This is a genomic window from Aquabacterium soli, assembly GCF_003933735.1.
Classification (GTDB): Bacteria; Pseudomonadota; Gammaproteobacteria; order Burkholderiales; family Burkholderiaceae_C; genus Aquabacterium; species Aquabacterium soli.
In genome coordinates this window covers 39,431-58,986 of the sequence record NZ_RSED01000023.1, presented here as the reverse complement: position 1 = coordinate 58,986, position 19,556 = coordinate 39,431, and the positions used below count along the sequence as shown (strand labels likewise).

Here is a 19,556-nt window from a genome sequence, read left to right as displayed (position 1 = left end):
TTTCCGGCACATTGGCCCCAGTGAGGGCCCCGGAGGACGTGATGAAGAAGAGTAGGTTTTCTGTTGAGCAAATCGTCGCTGCGCTCAAGCAGGCTGAGATGGGAATGCCTGTGGCAGACCTTTGCCGCAAGCTCGGCGTCAGCGAGCCCACGTATTACCGCTGGAAGAAGCAGTACGGAAGCTTGGAGCCTGATCAGGCTCGGGGGCTCAAGCAGCTGCAAGAAGAGAACGCCCGGCTCAAAAAACTGGTGGCTGACCTGAGCCTGGACAAGGCCATCTTGCAGGATGTCGCAGCAAAAAAATGGGGCTGCCCGCGCTGAGGAAGGACGCGATGGCCTACGTCATAGGCCACTACCGCATCAGCCAGCGTCGAGCCTGTTCGCTCATTAAGTTGTCGCGCAGCACCCTGTAAACGGGCCCTGTGGCCCGTTTTCCATGTCCAGGCCCACGCCGAAGCCATGGAAGCGGTCGCGCTGATGCTTACAAATCGAGGCATCGGCTCGCCATATATGTCACGTTCGTTACGCTCAACAAGCCGCGTACGGACCCGATATTGACCGGATGCAGAACGTCTTTCCTGGGGAGTGGCGCGCTCGCTTCCCCCTCGGAAAGCGGGTGTTTGTGGTGTGTTTCCCTGGTCTCCACTGGATGTCAACCAGAAAACAGGCAGCAAGTTGGCTGCCGTTTCTGCGCACCAGACAGGGGCGCCATTGGTTACGGTTGCGAACTGTGTTTGTCGTCCGCTGAAGCGCTCTCTGCATGCGCTCCGTTCTGCGATTGGCGATGACGCGCAATCGCCAGCCCTCGCCTTCGGTCCGATGCCCATGACTCTGCCTACAGCCAACCTTCCCGCGTCCTTCCTCACCACGCCCCGCCCACAGTCTTCCCTGCCTCGTCTGCACCGCACCTGCCTGCTCGTCGCAGCAGCATGGGCCTGCAGCATGGGGGCCGCAGCCACCGCGCAGACCTTGCCGGCGCAACTGCCCTCAGGCGCCGAGGCCGGCCGGGAGATTCCCCGCCCGGTCATGCCGCACTCCTCCACCGCCGTGCCGCGCATCGAGGTGCCGCAAAGCCCTTCGGCCCAGGCACCGGCCGGGGCCCAGGATCTGCGCTTCACGCTGAAGACCCTCACCGTCGAGGGCGCGACCGCATTCCCGGCCGACGATCTGCGCCAGCTCTACGTGGGCCTGCTGGACCGTGAGGTGTCGGTGGCCGAGGTCTTTGCCGTGGCGAATGCGATCGAACTGAAGTACCGCAATGCGGGATATGTCACCTCGCGTGTGATCGTGCCGCAGCAGGCGATCGAGGATGGGCGCTTTCGTCTCGTCGTGGTGGAAGGTTTCGTCGCTGATGTCCGCTACGAGGACGACATCGGCCCTGCCCGAGCGGCAGTCGAGCGCCTGGTGGGTGGCCTGCGAGGGGTGAAACCGATCAGCGTCGCCGAGATCGAGCGCCGCCTGCTCCTGGCCAATGACCTGGCCGGCCTCACCGTGCGCGGCACGCTGGAGCCCTCGCCGAACGAACGGGGCGGCTCCGTGCTGACCGTGCGCACCGAGCGCAAGCCCACGGACGGGCAGGTGACCCTGGACAACCGCGCCTCGCCCTACCTGGGCCGCGGCCAATTGCAGGTCAGTCACGCCTGGAACGCCGTGGGTGAACGCGCCGACCGCATCACGCTGAACGCCAGGACCTCGGTGCCCACTGGCCGCAGCATCGGCATCGGCGCGGGCTATGACGCGCTGATCGGCTCGAACGGCACGATGCTGACCCTGGCGTTGTCTCATGCGCGATCCAACCCCCGCCGCGAGCTTGAACCGCTGGATGTGAAGAGCCGCGTGACGAGCGGCCTGGGCACGGTCACGGTGCCGGTGATCCGCTCGCGTGACGAGAACCTGCGGGCTTTCGGACAGGTCGAAGTGCGCGATGTCGACACCGACCTGACGGGCATCGAATTCACCCGCGATCGCCTGCGCATCGTGCGCGCTGGCGTCAGCTACGACCGCAGCGACCTGTGGGATGGCATCACGACCGTGCGGGCCACCCTGCACCAGGGCTTGCACGGCCTGGGCGCTTCGGACAATGGATCCGCTCTGGCCTCACGTGCCAACGGCCGCAGCGACTTCACCAAGCTCACGCTCGATCTCACGCGTCTGCAGCAGATCGCTCCGCGCCTGAGCGCTGTCGGCAGCTTCACCAGCCAGTTCTCGCGGCGCCCGTTGCTGGCCAGCGAGGAGATCGCCCTGGGAGGCGCCAGCTTCGGCCGCGCCTATGACGAGGGCGAGCTGTCGTCCGACAACGGCATCGCCGCGATGGTGGAGTTGCGCTACGTGCCCGACGTGCGCGCCAACACGCTGCAGCTCTACGGCTACATCGACGGTGGCCGCGTCTGGGCCGCCGAGGGCGGTAACGAGGTGACGCCGAGGAAGCTGACGTCTTTCGGTGGTGGCGTTCGCGCCAAGCTGAATGACTACTTCTATGCCTCCTTCGAGATCGCCAAGCCGATGAACACCATCGTGCGCACCGAAGGCAACAAGGACCCCCGTGCCTTCGTTTCGCTGACCGCGCTGTTCTGACCCGCCTGCCGTCGCAGTGGGCACCCGTGGCGCCCGCATCTCCCGCACATCGATTTTCCTGAAAGCCGTCCCATGACCATTGGCCAACCGTCCCGCCAAGTGCTCCGCCGCGTCGCCATCCGTGCCCGCCGCCTCCAGCGTTCCCTGCGCCGCCAAGGCCACGGCATCATGCTCACCAAGCTGGCGATCGTCGTGGGCTGGACGATGGCGGGGCAGGTCGCCCTGGCCAATCCGACAGGCGGCCAGGTGGCAGCGGGCTCGATCACCATCTCCGATGGCGGTGCCGGCACGCTCAATGTCCTGCAGCAAAGTGAGCGCGGGATCATCAACTGGCGCAGCTTCAGCATCGGCGCGGGCGAGACGGTCAACTTCATCCAGCCTTCGGCGCGCAGCGTCACGCTCAACCGCGTGCTGGGCAATGATCCATCGGCCATCTTCGGGCGCCTCAACGCCAATGGCACCGTGATGCTGGTCAATCCGAACGGCATCGTGTTCGGGCCCACGGCACGCGTCGATGTGGGTGGCCTGGTCGCCACCACGGCGAACATCCGCGACGACGACTTCATGGCCGGCCGCTATGAATTCGGCCTGGCTTCGCCGAACACGAACGCGGCCATCGACAACCAGGGCCAAATCACCATCCACGACAGCGGTCTGGCGGCACTGGTGGCGCCACGCGTGCGCAACTCTGGCGTCATCGAGGCCCGCCTGGGCCGTGTGGCGCTGGGGGCGGCCAACACCTTCTCGCTCGATTTCCATGGCGATGGCCTGCTCAGCTTCAGCGCGGGCTCGGCCATCACAGAGACCGTACCGGGCAGCGGTGCACTGGTCACCAACAGCGGCGAGATCCGTGCCGAGGGTGGCAGCGTGCTGCTGACGGCCCGCGCGGTGAAGGGTGTGATCGACAACGTCATCAACACCGATGGGCTGATCAGTGCGACCGCGGTGGCCAGCCAGGGCGGCCGCATCGTGCTGTCCGGCGGTGACGCCGGTACCGTGGCCATCGGCGGGCGCATGGACGTCTCGGCCGCCAGCGGTGGCCAGGGCGGCACGGTGATCGCCACCGGCGAAAAGGTGCGCGTGGCCACGGGCACGTCCATCGACGCCTCGGGCCGCCACGGTGGCGGTGAAATCGCACTGGGCAGCACCGGCTTGACCGACGCTGCCCATCCGTTCTCCAACAAGTCCGAATCGGTGTCTGTCGCGGCTGGCGCCACGCTGAACGCCGATGCGACCGAGAACGGCAAAGGCGGCAACGTCACGCTGTGGTCGACCGACACCACCGTCTTCAACGGCAAGATCAGCGCACGCGGCGGCGCCCAGGGCGGCGACGGCGGTTTTGCCGAAGTCTCCAGCCAGAAGAACATCGGCATCACGGGTGACGTGGACCTGCGCGCAGACAAAGGCCAGACCGGCACCTTCCTGATCGACCCGACCGACTTGCGCATCACCGATTCCGCCTCGGGCGGCACGCAAGACGGCAATGCGTCGGATGGCAGCGTTGCCGCGGGTGATGGCAACCAGGGCGCTGGCGCCACGCTGAACACGATTTCGCGCGGCCTGCTCGAAAGCCTGGCCGGCAACGCCAACATCGTGCTGCAGGCCACCGGCCAGATCACGATCGATGCAATGGCCGGGGGCGCCATCAATTTCCAGACCACCGCGGGTCGCGGCGTGACGCTGCAGTCCACCCAGACCGGTGGCATCCACTTCGTCGATGCGAACACCGAACTGCGCACACAGGGCGGCTCCATCACGCTCGAGGCCCTGGGCCTGGGCAGTGCACTGACCAACATTGGCCGCCTGACCACCAACGGTGGCGCCGTGACGCTGCGGGCCACCGGCAACATCCAGATCGCCGGCGAGATCAATGCCGGAACCGGTGCGGTGCAGATGGTGTCCACCGTCGGCTCGATCACCAACGCGGGAGCGACGGCGCCCTTGGTCACCGGCAGCACCGTGTCGCTGACCGCTGGCGGCGGCCACATCGGCACCGCGGGCAGCGCGATCAGCACCCACACCGAGCGCCTCACCGTGGAAGGTGGCGGTGACATCTTCGCCGCCAGCGACCGAACCCTGACCGACCTGTCGGTCAACGCGCTGCATGTCGCACCCGGCACGCACACCTACCAGATCGATGCCAGCGGCCTGAGCTTTCAGCTCACCGATGGCAGCACGCTCAGCGCCACCCAGATCGCTCAGGCAGGGCTGAACCTCACGCTGGTGTCCGACCGTTCGATCGAGCTGGGCACCCTCGACGTGGGCAGCGGCACGCTGACGCTTACCTCCACCGCGGGCAACCTGACCGGTGCGGCTGGCAACCTGAGCACGGCCGCCTCGGTGGTGCTGACGGCGCGTGGCAGCAACGGCAACAACGGTGCCATTGGCACCAGCACCCAGTCGGTCAACACCGATACGCCGACACTGTCGGCCACCTCGGGCACGGGCGGTGCCTTCGTCGCCAACGCCGGTGCGCTCAACCTGACACTGCTCAACACGACGGGCAGCTCCGCGGTGTCGGCCGCGGGTACCCTGACCGCGGGCACCGTCAGCACCGGCACCTCATCGCTGACGTTGAGCTCCAGTGGTGGCGACGTGGTCGACGACGGAAACGCCAGCACGCGCATCACCGCGGGCGCGCTGGCAGTCCATGCGGCCGGCGCCATCGGCACGTCGGGCACCCGCCTGCAGACCAATGCGACCACGCTCAGTGCCAACGCGGCCTCGGGCGGCATCTACGCGAACACCACGGCCACCAGCTCCTACCTGTCGACCATCGTGTCGGGCAACGGTCCGATCGACATCACGACCGCGGGCAGCACGACCCTCGGGACGGTCACCTCGACGACCAGTTCCCCGGGCAACGGCATCACGATCGCGACCACCGGCACCGGCGACATGACGGTGGGCACGGTCGACGCAGGCACAGCAGGTACCGTGTCGCTGACCACCCAGAACGGCAGCATCACCAGCATCGGCTCCAACGATGTGAACGCCGACCTGATCGTCGCGCGTGCCGGCGGCAACGCCAGCAACATCACGCTGCGCAGCACGGCAGCCCACCTCGACCTGGAGAACGCCGGCAACATCACCGTCACACAGAATGGCGGCGTGACGCTGGACAATGTCGCCACCACGGGCAACTCGATCCAGGTGACCAGCAGCAACGGTGACATCACGATCGGCACCGTGCGCAGCGCGCTGAACGGTTCGACCACGCTGTCGGCCAATGGAGGATCCATCGTCGATGACGGCAATGGCAGCACGCGCCTGACCACCGGCTCTGCCTACCTCAATGCGGCGCAGTCCATCGGTACCAGCGCGAATGCGATCCAGGCCAGCATCAGTGGCCTGTCGGTGAACAACACCGGCAACGTCTACCTGGTCAACACCGACAACACGCTGACCTCGCTGAGCGTGACCAACCGCCACGCCGTGCCAGGCGTGGCGAACGTGCTGGAGATCACCTCGCCGTTCCTCACTTTCGATGTGGTGGACAACGGCTCGCAGTACGCCATCAACCGCATCGTCGGTGTGCCGCTCAACTCGTTGAGCTTCAGCGGCGACCAGACCGCCGTGATCGGCCAGGTCCAGGCCAACAGCGCGTCGGTCAGCATCACCGCCACACAGGGCGACCTCGTCGAAGACGGCAACACCGATACCCGTGTCACCGGCAGTTCCGTGACGCTGCGGGCCAACCAGGGCCATGTCGGCAGTTCTTTGGCACCGCTCGAGGTGAACACCAGCCAGCTGACCCTCGCCACGCGAGGTGACCTGTATGTCAACAGCATTGCAGACCTCTCGGGCTTGAGCATCAGCAGTTCGCATGCCGACAGCACGACCGCCTATGGCCTGGTCGTGAAGGCACCGTCGCTGGCCTTCACCATCACCGACTCGGCCGCGGGCCACCACGTGCAGAACGTGGTCGATTCGAGCGGCTTGGGCTTCAGCTTCACCAGCGACCGCGACATCACGCTGGGCCAGGTCGATGTGAGCTACAGCGGCTCCGTGAGCTTCACTTCAACGGGCGGCAGCATCGTCGACGATGGCGACAAGGCCACCCGCGTGCTGGCGAACTCGACCTATCTGAATGCTCGCTCGATCGGTGCCAGCGGTAACGACCACCTCGATCTGATCACGGGCTCCTTGAATGCCAATGCCACCTACGGTGGCGTCTACATCGATGTGCCGACACCGACCGGCGGCAACTTCACCAACACGCTGACCCTGACCGGTGTGTCAGCGGCCGGCCCGGTCGAGATCGCCGTCCATGAGGGCGACATCTCGATCAATGGCAACATCACGGCATACAGTCAGGCCGTGCGTCTGACGGCAGACCGGGGCTCCATCCTCAACCCGACCGGCACGGTCTATGTCGGCGACGGCTCGCTGACGCTGAGCGCCGCAGGCAGCATCGGCAACAGCAGCCGCGCTTTGACCGTGAGCGCCTATGGTGCCGCGCTGGACGCGCAGGCCACCACCGGCATCGCGGTCACCAGCGACGGTTCGCTGACGCTGGGCGCGGTGAACGCCACCTCAGGCGGCGCGGTGTCGATCACCGCCACCAACGGCTCGCTGCTGGACGATGGCAATGCCGCCACCGGCATCACCGGCAGCCAGGTGAGTCTCAGCGCGGCCTATGGTGCGCTGGGCGGCAATGGCGCTGTCCTGAGCGTCGACACGCAGCGGCTGAACCTCACTGCCCAGGGCACCGTGGCGGTGGACGACGGCACCACGCTGACCGAGTTGAACCTCACGCGCACCGGTGGCGCCTTCGGCACCATCGGCATCACGGCCGGCGCAGGCCAGGTCTTCGACATCAGCGAAAGCGGCGGCAACCACACGCTCACTGAGGTGAGCAGCACTTCGGCGCTGGCCTTCGGCTTCAGCGGCACGGGATCGGTGAACGTGGGCACGATCGACGTCGGTGCAGCGGGCGCTGCCTCGGTCGCCAGCACCGGCGGCAGCATTGCCAACATCGACACGGATTCATCCATCACGGCGGGCAAGGTCGCCCTGGCCGCTGGCACGAGCGGCTCTGTCGGGTCCAGCACCAGCGCGATCGCGCTGCATGGCACCACCGACCTGTCGCTCACGGCCGGCCGCCACCTGCATGTGAACGACGACGCGACGCTGGCCAAGCTGGCGATCACCAGCACCAACGGCACCACCGCCGTCGGCACGGCCAGCCAGTTCGGCATCACCGCGGCGGGTCAGACCTTCAGCATCACCGATTCGGGTACCACGCAAAGCCTGAGCTCCGGGGGCACTGCGCTGGGCGATTTCAGCTTCACCAACAGCAAGAACATCGAAGCCGGTGCGCTCCAGGCCACAGGCAGCATCATGCTGGCCACCAGTGGTGGGGGCGCCAACAGCAACATCACCAGCGACGCGGGCAGCGGCCGCATCACGGCCGGCAGCGTGACGCTGAACGCCGCATCGACCACCAGCGGCGGCGGCAACATCGGCACCGCGGGGCACTACCTGCGGGTGGCCACGCCCTCGCTGACCTTGAACGGCAGCGGCAACATGCTCGTGACCGATTCGCAGAGCCTGTCCAGGCTGGACATGACGGTGACGCACGGCACCAACACCACGTACAGCTATGGCGTGGGCGCGACCAACCTCACGACGTTTGCCATCACCGATGGCGCCACGCAGTCCCTGGGCCTGGTGGCCACGAGCCCGCTCGATTTCAGCTACAGCACGGACCGCGCACTGTCGCTGAACACCATCACAGCAGGCAGCAACAGCACGGGCTCGGTGTCATTGACCTCGCGCAGCGCGCCCAATAACACCAATGCGCAGATCAACCGCAACAGCGGCACCATCACCGCAGGCGCTGTGAGCCTGACGGCGGTGGCCGGCAACGGCGCGGTGACCGCCACCACGAGCACGCAGAACCTGTCGATCGCCTCAGGCGGCAATGTGTCCGTGAACAACGGCAGCACCACGCTGCAGTCGCTGAGCCTCGACCTGCAGCACAGGACCAGTGGTGCCAACACCCACAGCTACACGGTCACTTCAGGTGGTGGCCTTGCCTTCAGCCTCAGTGACACGACCGGAGTCGGTGGCCTGATACTGAACAACATCAGCCAGTCCGGCCTGGCTCTGGACCTGAAAGCCGACCGCACGATCACGGCCACGAGCGTCAACACCGGCTCGGGCAGCGTGACACTCTCCAGCACCGACTACCTGGGCGTGGCCAATGGGCTGATCCAGGGGGGCAGCGGCGCCAGCGCGGGCAGCCCCTCCATCACCACCGACCACCTGACGCTGAACGCAGGCAGTGTCTACAGCTACAACTACAGCCCCAATCCGCTGTACACCTCGGTCAACTCGCTCAGCAGCAAGATCACCAGCTCGCTGTACGTGTCGAACAACAAGTCGCTCACGCTGCAGGACAACACCGTGGGCAACTTCGCCCGCGTGACGACCACCGCCGGCTCGATCCTGCAGGGCAGCGGTGCCCTGTTCACGGCGCCGAACCTGACGCTGACGGCGGCCCAGGCCATCGGTGCCACTGGGGCCGGCAGCAACACGGTGCAAACCAACACGCGCCAACTGGTGTTGAGCGCCGGCCGTGACATCGTCGTCAACAACTCGACCGACCTGTTCGGCCTGGACATCACCTCCACGCACGCTGCGGTGGGCACGTCCAACACCGTGTCGGTGACGGCAGACCGGCTCGACCTGTTGGTGACCGACAGCGCAGGCGGCAACCAGTACACGCTGGACCACGTCACCGATGCCAGCGGCATCAACTTCAGCCTGCGCACCGATGTGGACCTCGTGGTCGGCACCGGCGATGTGAAGGATGGCCACCACCTGACGCTGGAAAGCGGAGGCGCCAACACCTCGATCACCAACATCGGCAACTCCGCGCTGAAGGGCAACAGCGTCACGCTGCTGGCAACCGGCTCTGTAGGCGTGGCGGGCGATGCCACCACGCGCATGCAGACGGATGCGCGCTCGCTGACCGTGAGCACCGGCGCCAATGCCTTCGTGGACAACGCACGTGATCTGCTGGATCTTTCGTTCACCAGTGCTCAGGGCACAGGTGGCGCGGCACCGACCTACCATGTCACCGCGCCCCAGTTGACGTTCGACGTGACCAGCGACGGCACGACCACGACCGTCAATCAGATCCATGACGCGACCGGATTGAACTTCTCCCTCAACACCAACCAGAGCCAGGTGGTCGAACTTGTCGATGTGCAAAAGACCGGCACGGTGTCATTGACCACCTACCGTGACCTGCTCAGCAGCGGCAGCCCGACCCATCACATCACCGCTGCGCGCACCACGCTGGCCACGGCGAACTACAACAGTGGCACTGGTGGCACCATCGGCGCACTGGGCAACGAGATCCACCTGTCGTCCCCGCTGCTGACGGTGAACTCGACCGGCTCGGTGTACATCGCATCGGACACGCACATCGACCAGCTGGCGATCAACGCGACGCACCCGGTGGCCACCAGCAGCACCTACGATATCCAGTCGGTGCCTGTCCACGGCAACACACCCTACACGCTGCTGAGCGGCACCGACAGCAACACGGGCAGCGCCCTCACCACCCTGAACGACACCGAAGGCCTGGTCTTCTCGTTCGACAGCGACCGGGCCATTGCCGTGGGGGACCTGAACCTGGGCACCACAGGCGCGGTGTCGCTGAGCAACCGTGGCGGCGGCAGCATCACCGGCGACGGCGTGGCCGGCACGCAGATCCGTGCCGCCAGCCTGTCGATGAGCAGCAGTGGCGGCGCCATCGGCGCTTCCGGTGCGGGCAACAGCATCGAGGCGACGGTGGCATCCCTGAGCGCCAATTCGAACGGTGGCGCCACCTACCTGAACCTGCATGGCCGCACCTCGGTCAGCGGCGTGAGCGCCAACGGCGATGTGAACCTGGTCAACGACATCGGCGACATCGCGCTGGGCAGCATCGACGCCCGCGGCAATGCCGTCAACATCGACAACCAGGGCGGTTCGATCCTCAGCGGCTCGATCAGCAGAACCACGAGCGTGTCGTTGACGGCCGCCGGTTCCATCGGCAACCAGTCGGCCGTGAGCTTGTCTGCCAACGGTGGTGGCACGACCACCCTGACGGCATCGGCCGCCGCGGCCAACGGCGCCACCGGCAGCATCAACATCAGTGAAGGCTACGCGCTGACCGCCACCTCGGTGACCGCGCCCGGCGCGGTGACGCTCCAGGCCGGCACGGCCCTGACCGCGGGCGTCATCAGCGGCGGCGATACGGTGACGCTGACGTCAACGAATGGCAGCATCACGGCCCTGAACGGTTCGAACCTGGTCAGCGGCAGCAGTGTGGCGATGAACGCCGCCTACAACATCGGCGGCAGCGGCTCGCCATTGCGGGTGTCGACGAAGAACCTGGCGCTGCGCAACATCGGTGACATCTATGTCCAGGGGCAGCAGGATCTGGATTCGCTGTCGATCAACCGGGCCAACAACCTGGGCGCCACCAGCAGCACCGGCGTCTTCAGCCTGGCGGCGACCAACCTGACGCTGAGCGGTGCCGATACGGGCAGCGTGAGCGTCCTCACCAGCCTGGTGGACACCACCGGTCTGGACTTCAGCTTCCGCTCCATCTCCCGCATCGCGGTGGGCGGCATCGATGTCGGCAGCGGCTCCGCCACCCTTCATTCCAGTGTGAGCGGTGGCGACGGGGCCATCTACGCCTTGAACGGCAGTTCGCGCATCACCGCCGGCAACGCCTCGCTGACGGCCGTGGGCACGGACAGCTTCATCGGCACCAACGGTCTGGCCCTGGGTCTGGCCGTGGGCACGCTGACCGCGAGCTCGGGCACGGGTGGTGCCTACATGACGCAGGCCGGGTCGCTGAACCTCAGCAACCTGACCACCACCGGTGACCTGTCGGTGACCGCCACCACGGGTGACCTGACCCTGGGCACCATGAGCTACGGTGCGAACAACACGCTCCGCCTCACGGCCAGCACCGGCAGCATCCTGGCCGGCAACGTGACGCTGAGCGGCACGGGTGCGAATTCCTCGATCCAGCTGAGCGCAGCCAACGGCATCGGCACTGAACTGGCGCCGATCATCGTCAACGGCAATGCCGGCAACAGCGTGAGCGCCACCGTCACCGGCGCCGGCTCGCTGTACCTCAGCAGCACGGGCTCGCTGACAGGCGGCCTGACGACCTCGGTGGCCAACGGTTCGACCAACGTCACCGCGGCCGGCAACATCGTGCTGACGTCGATGACGTCGGCCACCGATGCGGTGGGCAATGACATCAACGTCACGGCCAGCGCAGGCAACATCACCGTCAACAACGTGTCGGCCGGTGCGAACGCTCGCCACAGCGGCGTGAACCTGTCGGCCAACGCTGGCAGCATCCTGGCCACCGGTGCCGGCACGGTCACCGGTTACGACCTGAACCTGTTCGGCGCCAATGGCGTCGGCACCAACAGCAACCGCGTGGTCGTCAACGGCCAGCGCGTGCAGGTCATCACCGATGGCGGTGCAGCCTTCCTGGGCACCAGTGGCGCCTCTGTGCTCACGAACGTGGCCACCAACGGCGGCCAGATCAATGTCAGCACCGCGCATGACCTGCTGATCGCCAATGCCACCTCCGGCGGCGGCGCGATCACCGTCAACGGCACGGCCACGAACGTGGACCTGATCGCAGGCAACATCAATGCCGGTTCCGGCAACGTGTCGCTGATCTCGAACCAGGCGGGCGGTACCGTGCAGGACGACGGCTCGGTGCTCACACGCATCACCGGCAACACGGTGACGCTGCAGGGGGCCGGTGGCGTGGGCAGTGCCTTGATGGCCATGCAGACCACGGCCAACACACTGGCCTTGAGCGATGCGGCGGGCGGTGTCGGCATCTACGTGAATGACAACAACACCAACGGCCTGACCTTGAGTTCGGTGACCGCTGGCGGCGGTGCCATCGTCATCAACGCCGCAGGCCCGCTGACGGCCACCTCGGTGGCGGCCACGGCCGATGCCGTCGGCAACAACGTCACCCTGGCCACCACCCTGGGCGACATCACCGTGGGCAGTGTGTCTGCGGGTGCGAACAACGGTGCCGTTGTGCTGAGTTCGGCAGGTGCGATCGTGGGCAGCGGTTCGGGCACGAACTTGACGGCCCACTCGGCACAGCTGACGGCCAATGGCAACATCGGCGTGGTCAACGATCTCGCCACCGGGGCCGGCACGCCGCTGCGCGTGAACGTGAGCGAACTCGACAGCCTGACGGCCACCGGTGCCAACCGCGTGGTCAGCATCAACAACGTCAACACCGGCACCTGGACAGTGGGCGCCGCCGGCCTGACGATGGGCGCGGGCGGCTCCGCCTACCTGCGATCGGCCGGCAACCTGAACGTGAGCGCTGCCACGCTGCCGCAGGACGGCAACCTGCTGCTCAGCGCCGCGGGCACGCTCACGCTGCCGACGGCCGGCCTGAGCACGAGCGGCGCGTTGAGCCTGACGGGTGGTACCGATGTGGTCACCGCTGCCAGCGGTGCCGCGGCACGCAACCTGGCCTTGAGCGGTGACACGGTCTATGTGCGCAGCGGCTCGGCCGGTGGCAACACCGTGCTCACGACCACGACGGACAGCCTCGACGCGGCACTGACCGGCGCTGGCGCGCTGACGGTGAACAACACCGGCACGCTGACCCAGACCGCGCTGCAGACCAGCAACGGCAACATCACCGCCACCAGCTCCACGGGCCTGACGGCCCAGACGGTGGTGGCCGGTGGCACCAACCGCGTCGTCTCGCTGACGGCCACCACAGGCAACCTGACCACCAGCACGGTGAACGCAGGTGCAAACGGCACGGTCTCGCTGAACGCGGCCGTCGGCCAGTTGTTCACGGTGTCGTCGTCGCTGACGGGCAGCACGCTGAACCTGACCAGCGGCAGTGGCATCGGCAGCAGCAGTTCGGCCTTCGACGCGACGGGCATGACCGTGAACGCCACGGTCACCGGCACGGGCGATATCCACCTCACGTCGAGCGGCGCGCTGACCACCGGCACCCTGACAACAGCCGATGGCGGCATCAACGTGGACACCGTGGGCCCCCTGAACGCCAATGGCGTCATCACGGCGGGGCAGGGCGGTGATGTGTCGCTGGCCTCTGACAATGGCACGGTGACGCTGGCACAAGCCTTTGCGAACCAGGGCAAGCTGACGGTCGACGGCCAGCACATCGTGCTCAATGGCGGCAGCGTCAGCACCACCGGCACACAGCACTACACCGGTGCGGTGACGCTGGGTGCCGATACCGTACTGACAGGCAGCGCCCTGACCGTGGACGGCTCAGTCAATGGTGCACGGGCGCTGACGGTGAACGCCGGCAGCGGTGACGTGGCCTTCAACGGTGCGGTGGGCAACACCACGCGCCTGGGTGCGCTGGTGGTCAACACCGCTGGCGAAACCAGCTTTGGCGCGGTGCGCGCGGCCTCGGTGACGACGGATGTGCCTGGCACCGTGGTGCTGGCTGGTGATGTGAACACCACCGGCACGCAGACCTACGGCGAACTCGTGACGCTGGCCGCGGACATCACCTTGACCGGCACCACGGTGACCATGTCCAACGGCGTGGACGCCAGTTCGGAAGGCGGCCAGGGCCTGACGATCCAGGGCGTTGCCGTGCTGGGCACCGTGGGCGGCAGCCAGGCCTTGTCGTCGCTGACGGTCAACGGTGCGAGCACCCTGAGCGGCACGGCGGTCAACACCACAGGGGCCCAAGCCTACAACGGTGCCCTCACGCTGGGAGCCGACGTGGCACTGGAAGGCAGTGCGATGGCCTTCAACGGCACGGTCGACGGCGCCCATGCCCTGACGGTGAATGCCGGCAGCGGTGACGTGGCGTTCGATCACGCGGTGGGTGGCACGACGCGCCTGGGTGCGCTGACGGTCAATACCTCTGGTGAGACAAGTTTCACGTCGGTGCGGGCAGCCTCGGTGACGACGGACGGCCCGGGCACGGTGGTGCTGGCTGGTGATGTGAACACCACTGGCACGCAGACTTATGGCGAGCAGGTGACACTGGCCTCCAACGTCACGCTAACCGGCACCACGGTGTCGCTGGCCGGTGGCGTGAACGCCAGCACGGACGGTGGGCAGAGCCTGACGATCCAGGGTGACGCGGTGCTGGGCACCGTGGGGGACAGCCAGGCGCTGTCGAGCCTGACGCTCAATGGCGCGAGCACCCTGAATGGTGGCGTGTCCACGACCGCCAGCCAAACCTACAACGGCGCGATCACGCTGGGTGCGGACATTGTGCTGAGCGGCGGCGCGATGGCGCTGAACGGCACCATCGACGGTGCGCACGCGCTGACCGTGGATGCCGGCAGCAGCGACGTGGTGCTCGACCATGCCGTTGGCGGCACCACGCGCCTGGGTGCGCTGACGATCAACACGGCTGGCGAAACCCGCCTGAACGCGTCGATCCGCGCGGCCTCTCTGGAGACCGATGCCGCAGGCACGGTGGTGCTGGCCAACGCGGTCGACACCACGGGCACGCAGACCTACGGTGAGCGTGTGACGCTGGCCGGGAACGCGGTGCTGACGGGCACCTCGGTGTCGCTGCGCCATGGCGTGGATGCCAGCACGGCCGGCGGCCAGAGCTTGAGCATCCAGGGCGATGCCGTCCTGGGCAACGTGGGCAGCACGCAGGCGCTGTCTTCGCTGAGCGTCAGTGGCGCCACCACGCTGGAAGGCACCTCGGTGTCGACCACGCAGGGCCAGACCTACAGCGGCGCGCTGACGCTGACCGACGATGCGACGCTGCACAGTACCGGCGGCTCGCTGGTCTTCGGCAGCACCGTGGACGGCCCTGCCAGCAACACACTGACGCTGCGCGCCGATGTCGGCGACATCGATGCGGTGGGCGCGGTGCGCATCGGCAACCTGGTGAGCAGCGCCGATGGCGGCACCACGCGCTTCCGCGGCGCTGTGACCGCCGACGACATCGGCGGCCTGCAACTGTCGGGCATGGGCTTCGTGTTCGAGGGGGCCGTGGCGGCCAGCACGGGCGCGCTCTCGATCGCCAACACCAGTGCTTCGGGCAGCGTGAACTTCGCGCCGGGCGCCACGGTACAGACCGCGACCGGTTTCACGCAGACGGGTGGCGCCGCGGTCTACCTCCCTGCGGTCGTGCGGGTGACCAGCGGCCCGATCAGCCTGGAGGCCCCGGTGTACCTGCCGGGCGGCTCTGCGGAGCTGACCACCGATGGGAACATCACGCTGACCGGTCTGATTGGCCGCAACACCTCGCTGACCATGGCGGCTGGCCCGACGGGCGTGCTGAACATCGGCCGCAACGATGCGGTGGCCGAGCACAAGGTCGATCTGGGACGCCTGACGGTATCGTCGGCGGTTTCTGCGCAGATGTTCGGCCGCATCGGCGGACGCACTGGGGCCATGGCCGCCGCCGGCATTGCCGGTGGGCTGGTGAATGCGCCGTACTTCATGAACGGTACGCCGTGGGGGCCGATCGACCTGATCGGCACGGTCACGGCCTCGACGCTGCCTGGCAACGTGATCCCGAGCATGCCAGGTGTGGGGGCCTTGTTCACGGGCAACTTCTCGACGACCGGTCTGTCGCCCGATGCGCTCGGTGTGTTCAAGGATCCCGTGGTGCTGACGGTGGCATCTGCCGAGCTGCACAATCGCCTGCTGGTACCTGCGGCCGACGAGCGCGAGAACGGCGAGACCGCCGGCACACGCTGAGCCCTGTCAACGAATGAACTGGACGTTTCTGGATGACTGACGCTTCCCTTCCGCTGTTCTACAAGTCGCCCCGGGTGTTGACTCCTGGGGAGCATGGCGAGCGCTCGCTGGCCCGTGACCCTGGCTATGCCTTCGCCGCCACCACGAACGCGGTGCCGCTGGTGGCCGAAGAGATGTCGATGGCCGCAAGGCACTTTCCCATCGTCTTCAGCCATGAGGCCACCCCGCACCCCGTGGCCATCCTGGGCCTGCGTGGGCAGCAGAATTTGTTCGTCGAGCCCGACGGGCAGTGGTCTACCGATGTGTATGTGCCGGCCTACATCCGCCGCTACCCGTTCATCTTCCTGGAGAACGAAGCACGCGCCGAGCTGACGCTGTGCATCGACGAGGCGTCCGAGGCACTCGTGGCCGGCCGCGACCGCCCGCTGTTCGACGATGCCGGCGAGCCGACGGCGCTGACCCGCAGCGCGCTGACCTTCTGTCGCGACTATCAGGCACAGCACCTCGAGGCGGCCGCGTTTTCGAAGGCCCTGTCCGAGGCCGACTTGCTGGTCGACCACCGCGCAGACGTCACGCTGCGCAGCGGCGAACGCCTCAGCCTGGCCGGTTTCAAGGAGATCGACGCTGACCGCTTCGCCAAGCTCCCCGACGCGACCTTCCTGGCCTGGCGGGCCAAGGGCTGGCTGACCTTGGCCTATGCGCACTTCTTTTCGATTGGCGCCTGGTCGGCGCTGGTGAACCGCGTGGCGAGTGCAGAGCACTGAAATCGGCGGGCCCGTTGACCATTCAAGCCTGGACATCCACCTGAGGAATGATCGGCAGCAGATCGGTGATCCCCAGGTCGACCCCCGCCTGGGACAACAAGGTGGAGACTTGACCGCGGTGGTGGGTCTGGTGGTTGAAGAAATGCATCAGCAGCGCGAACAGGTTTCGGGTGGATTCGACACCCTTCATGTTCGCGTAGGTCAGTGACAGGGACAACGCCTCCTCTGGGACTTCCGTGGCGAAGTGAGCGATCAGGCCGTCAAGCCAATGGCGGTAGGTTCTCAGCGAGGCGAAGTCCGGGAAAAGCGGCTCATCCAGCCGCGTTGGTCTGGGCGTTTCGTTCAACCGCTCCAGCGCGGGCTTGCACGCGGGAAGCGTTGCAAAACGCTTGAGCCATATGGTGTCAGCCACGGCAAGGTGGTTGAGCGTTCCCTGGATCGATCCAAAGAAGGCGCCTCGCTCGAGAGTGACCTCGACGGCGGGCAGCCTGTCGGCCGCCGAGTAGAGGTTCTGGTTCTGCCAGAGGTTGTACTGGGCCAGTAGCTGCAGTTGTGCTCTAGGGGTCATGGGGCGCTGCTTCGGGATGAATGGAATTGCGTCTGCGAGCAGCTTATCCGCCTCTCGGACAGGTAGTCGCATCACGACGGTGCGCCGTTGCACAGATCGGTGCCCCATTTCAGGGAAACACCCGAATCCAGGGTATTTATTTAGGTCTAAAGTTTCCTGTCCGTTTGGCACCGCTTTTGCGTGCCGCAGGCTGCGACGGTGCATTGGCGCACCTGGCTTCTTGGCGTACACGGAGGCTTCATGCTCATGTCCACATCGACCCCGGCTTCTGCCGGCCTGCATCGAGCGATGCTGGTCGCGCCGACGAGGCAGTTGTTCGCCTCGCGCGATGTGCAGGAGACGCGCGCGCTGGTGTCCCGCGTGATGAAACCCCACGCGTTGAACATCGCCAGCGGCCGGCAGAGCCTGGACGCGCGCATGCACCACCTGGGCTTCGGCGATGTAAGCATCAGCCGCCTGTGCTATGGCGCCGAGGTGCAGATCGAGCCTGGCGAACTGGAGGATTTCTTCCTGGTGATGATGCCCTTGCAGGGGCGTGCCCAGGTGCGCAGCGGCTTCGACACGCTGGAGTCGCAACCCGATGTGGCCTCGGTGATCAGCCCGCACCTGGGAACCGCCATGCGATGGAGTGCCGATTGCGACCAGCTGATGGTGCGCATTGCCCGGCCATTCCGGAGCGCATGCTGACCGCCCAGTTGGGGCATGAGCCGGATGCGCCTCTGCAGTTTTCTCTGGGCTTTCGCTGGAAGGAACAGCCCGCCTGGCAATGCCTCGTGCGCTACCTGGTGGATTGGGCCGAGCAAGCCGGCGATGTGTCGGAGCACAAGCTGCTGGTGGGCCAGCTCGAGCAACTGGTGGCCACCTCATTGCTGTCCTGCCAGGCCCACAACTTCAGCGACGAACCGCTGGCACGGCGTTCGACCGTGCTGCCCCGGCATGTGAAGCGCGTGCAGGAGTACCTGCAGGCCCATGCCCACGAGACCATCCGGGCCGAGGCCCTGGCCGAGATCGCGGGTGTCAGCTTGCGCAGCCTGTACGCGGGCTTTCAGGATTTCTGTGGCATGAGCCCGATGCAGTACCTGCGCCATACCCGCCTGGAGCGGGTTCGGGGGGATCTGCTGGCGGGGCCCGTCAGCGGTGGCGTGGCTTCGGTCGCGCTGCGATGGGGGTTCGCGCACATGGGGCGGTTCAGTGCGGAGTACAAGGATCGCTTCGGCGAATCGCCCAGTCAGACCTTGCGGAGAGCTTGAGCGCTTTGTCTTTGCAGCGCGGGGCGCGGGATGTGTTGGCATCCGGCCGGGCGCCCTCAGACCCCGCCCCGCGCTGTCACGAACAAGCGCTCAATCCAACGCAGGCAAAGAACGTGCGGGCTCTGGCACTCGATCAAGACGCATGGACCAGCGACTCAAACCGTCCATGGTGAAACACCAGCGGTGCCCCTTCAAGCGTATCCAGTCGCACCACCCGCCCGATGAACAGTTCGTGATCGCCTTCACTGTGGTGCTTGACGGTACTGCATACCAAGGTGGCCACAGCCCCCTCGATCACCGGCATCCCCTCCGGCGCCTCCCGCACCGCCACCTGATCGAACTTGTCGACCACGGCGGGGTTGGCGAAGCGGCTCGCCAATGCCTGCTGATCCTGCCCCAGCACACTGATCGCGAAGTGCGATGCCTGCTGGAAGGCCGCCAGGTTGGGCGAGCGGTCCACCAGGCTCCACAGCACCAGCGCCGGTGACAGCGACAAAGATGCAAACGAGTTGATGGTCAGCCCGATGGCCCGTCCATCAGGGCAGCGCGCCGTGACGATGGCCACCCCCGTAGGATAGCGCCCCAGCGCCTGACGCAGTGCCTTGCATTCGAACTCGGTCTGGCCCCAGACCGGGCTGCGTGCAGAACTCATGGTGAGTGCTCCCTGCAT

At 66.5% G+C, this 19,556-nt stretch carries 7 protein-coding genes and 1 pseudogene; 6 read left to right on the top strand and 2 right to left on the bottom strand.

Annotated features, from left to right (window positions below; genetic code table 11):
* Positions 1-41 precede the first annotated feature (41 nt).
* The 4 genes and pseudogenes from EIP75_RS20880 to EIP75_RS20865 form a co-directional block, all read left to right on the top strand.
* A pseudogene (locus EIP75_RS20880) lies at positions 42-406 on the top strand (transposase); the annotation flags it as partial.
* A gap of 418 nt (positions 407-824) precedes the next feature.
* Positions 825-2,573 carry a ShlB/FhaC/HecB family hemolysin secretion/activation protein gene (locus EIP75_RS20875; RefSeq protein ID WP_233584970.1) on the top strand — a complete coding sequence of 583 codons (1,749 nt, stop codon included), beginning with the start codon at positions 825-827 and terminating at the stop codon, positions 2,571-2,573.
* A gap of 72 nt (positions 2,574-2,645) precedes the next feature.
* Positions 2,646-16,304 (top strand): filamentous hemagglutinin N-terminal domain-containing protein, encoded by a 13,659-nt coding sequence (locus EIP75_RS20870; RefSeq protein ID WP_125245130.1) that lies wholly within the window; start codon positions 2,646-2,648, stop codon positions 16,302-16,304.
* A gap of 32 nt (positions 16,305-16,336) precedes the next feature.
* On the top strand, positions 16,337-17,068 hold the full coding sequence (locus EIP75_RS20865; RefSeq protein WP_125245129.1) for a SapC family protein: 732 nt from the start codon (positions 16,337-16,339) through the stop codon (positions 17,066-17,068).
* 22 nt (positions 17,069-17,090) lie between these two features.
* On the opposite strand, the gene EIP75_RS20860 is transcribed toward EIP75_RS20865, so the two are convergent.
* Positions 17,091-17,636, bottom strand: coding sequence for a DinB family protein (locus tag EIP75_RS20860; RefSeq protein WP_125245128.1), 546 nt, complete (start codon positions 17,634-17,636; stop codon positions 17,091-17,093).
* 246 nt (positions 17,637-17,882) lie between these two features.
* Here EIP75_RS20860 and EIP75_RS24720 point away from each other — a divergent pair, with 246 nt between their 5' ends.
* Both EIP75_RS24720 and EIP75_RS24715 read left to right on the top strand, forming a co-directional pair.
* On the top strand, positions 17,883-18,323 hold the full coding sequence (locus tag EIP75_RS24720; RefSeq protein ID WP_233584969.1) for a cupin domain-containing protein: 441 nt from the start codon (positions 17,883-17,885) through the stop codon (positions 18,321-18,323).
* The gene (locus EIP75_RS24715) at positions 18,317-18,886 is read left to right on the top strand and encodes an AraC family transcriptional regulator (protein WP_233584968.1); all 570 of its coding nucleotides are present in this window, start codon (positions 18,317-18,319) and stop codon (positions 18,884-18,886) included. The genes EIP75_RS24720 and EIP75_RS24715 overlap by 7 nt, the downstream gene beginning before the upstream one ends.
* 133 nt (positions 18,887-19,019) lie before the next feature.
* Here the strand turns inward: EIP75_RS24715 and EIP75_RS20850 are convergent, their stop codons facing one another.
* Complete coding sequence (locus EIP75_RS20850) at positions 19,020-19,538, bottom strand: flavin reductase family protein (RefSeq protein ID WP_233584967.1); 519 nt, start codon at positions 19,536-19,538, stop codon at positions 19,020-19,022.
* Positions 19,539-19,556: the final 18 nt, after the last annotated feature.

Excerpts from the sequence above, each read along its gene's own strand:
- EIP75_RS20870 (WP_125245130.1), top strand. The coding sequence starts at position 2,646 with ATGACCATTGGCCAACCGTCCCGCCAAGTGCTCCGCCGCGTCGCCATC.
- EIP75_RS20860 (WP_125245128.1), bottom strand. The coding sequence starts at position 17,636 with ATGACCCCTAGAGCACAACTGCAGCTACTGGCCCAGTACAACCTCTGG.
- EIP75_RS20850 (WP_233584967.1), bottom strand. The coding sequence starts at position 19,538 with ATGAGTTCTGCACGCAGCCCGGTCTGGGGCCAGACCGAGTTCGAATGC.
- EIP75_RS20865 (WP_125245129.1), top strand. The coding sequence starts at position 16,337 with ATGACTGACGCTTCCCTTCCGCTGTTCTACAAGTCGCCCCGGGTGTTG.
- EIP75_RS24715 (WP_233584968.1), top strand. The coding sequence starts at position 18,317 with ATGCTGACCGCCCAGTTGGGGCATGAGCCGGATGCGCCTCTGCAGTTT.
- EIP75_RS20875 (WP_233584970.1), top strand. The coding sequence starts at position 825 with ATGACTCTGCCTACAGCCAACCTTCCCGCGTCCTTCCTCACCACGCCC.
- EIP75_RS24720 (WP_233584969.1), top strand. The coding sequence starts at position 17,883 with ATGTCCACATCGACCCCGGCTTCTGCCGGCCTGCATCGAGCGATGCTG.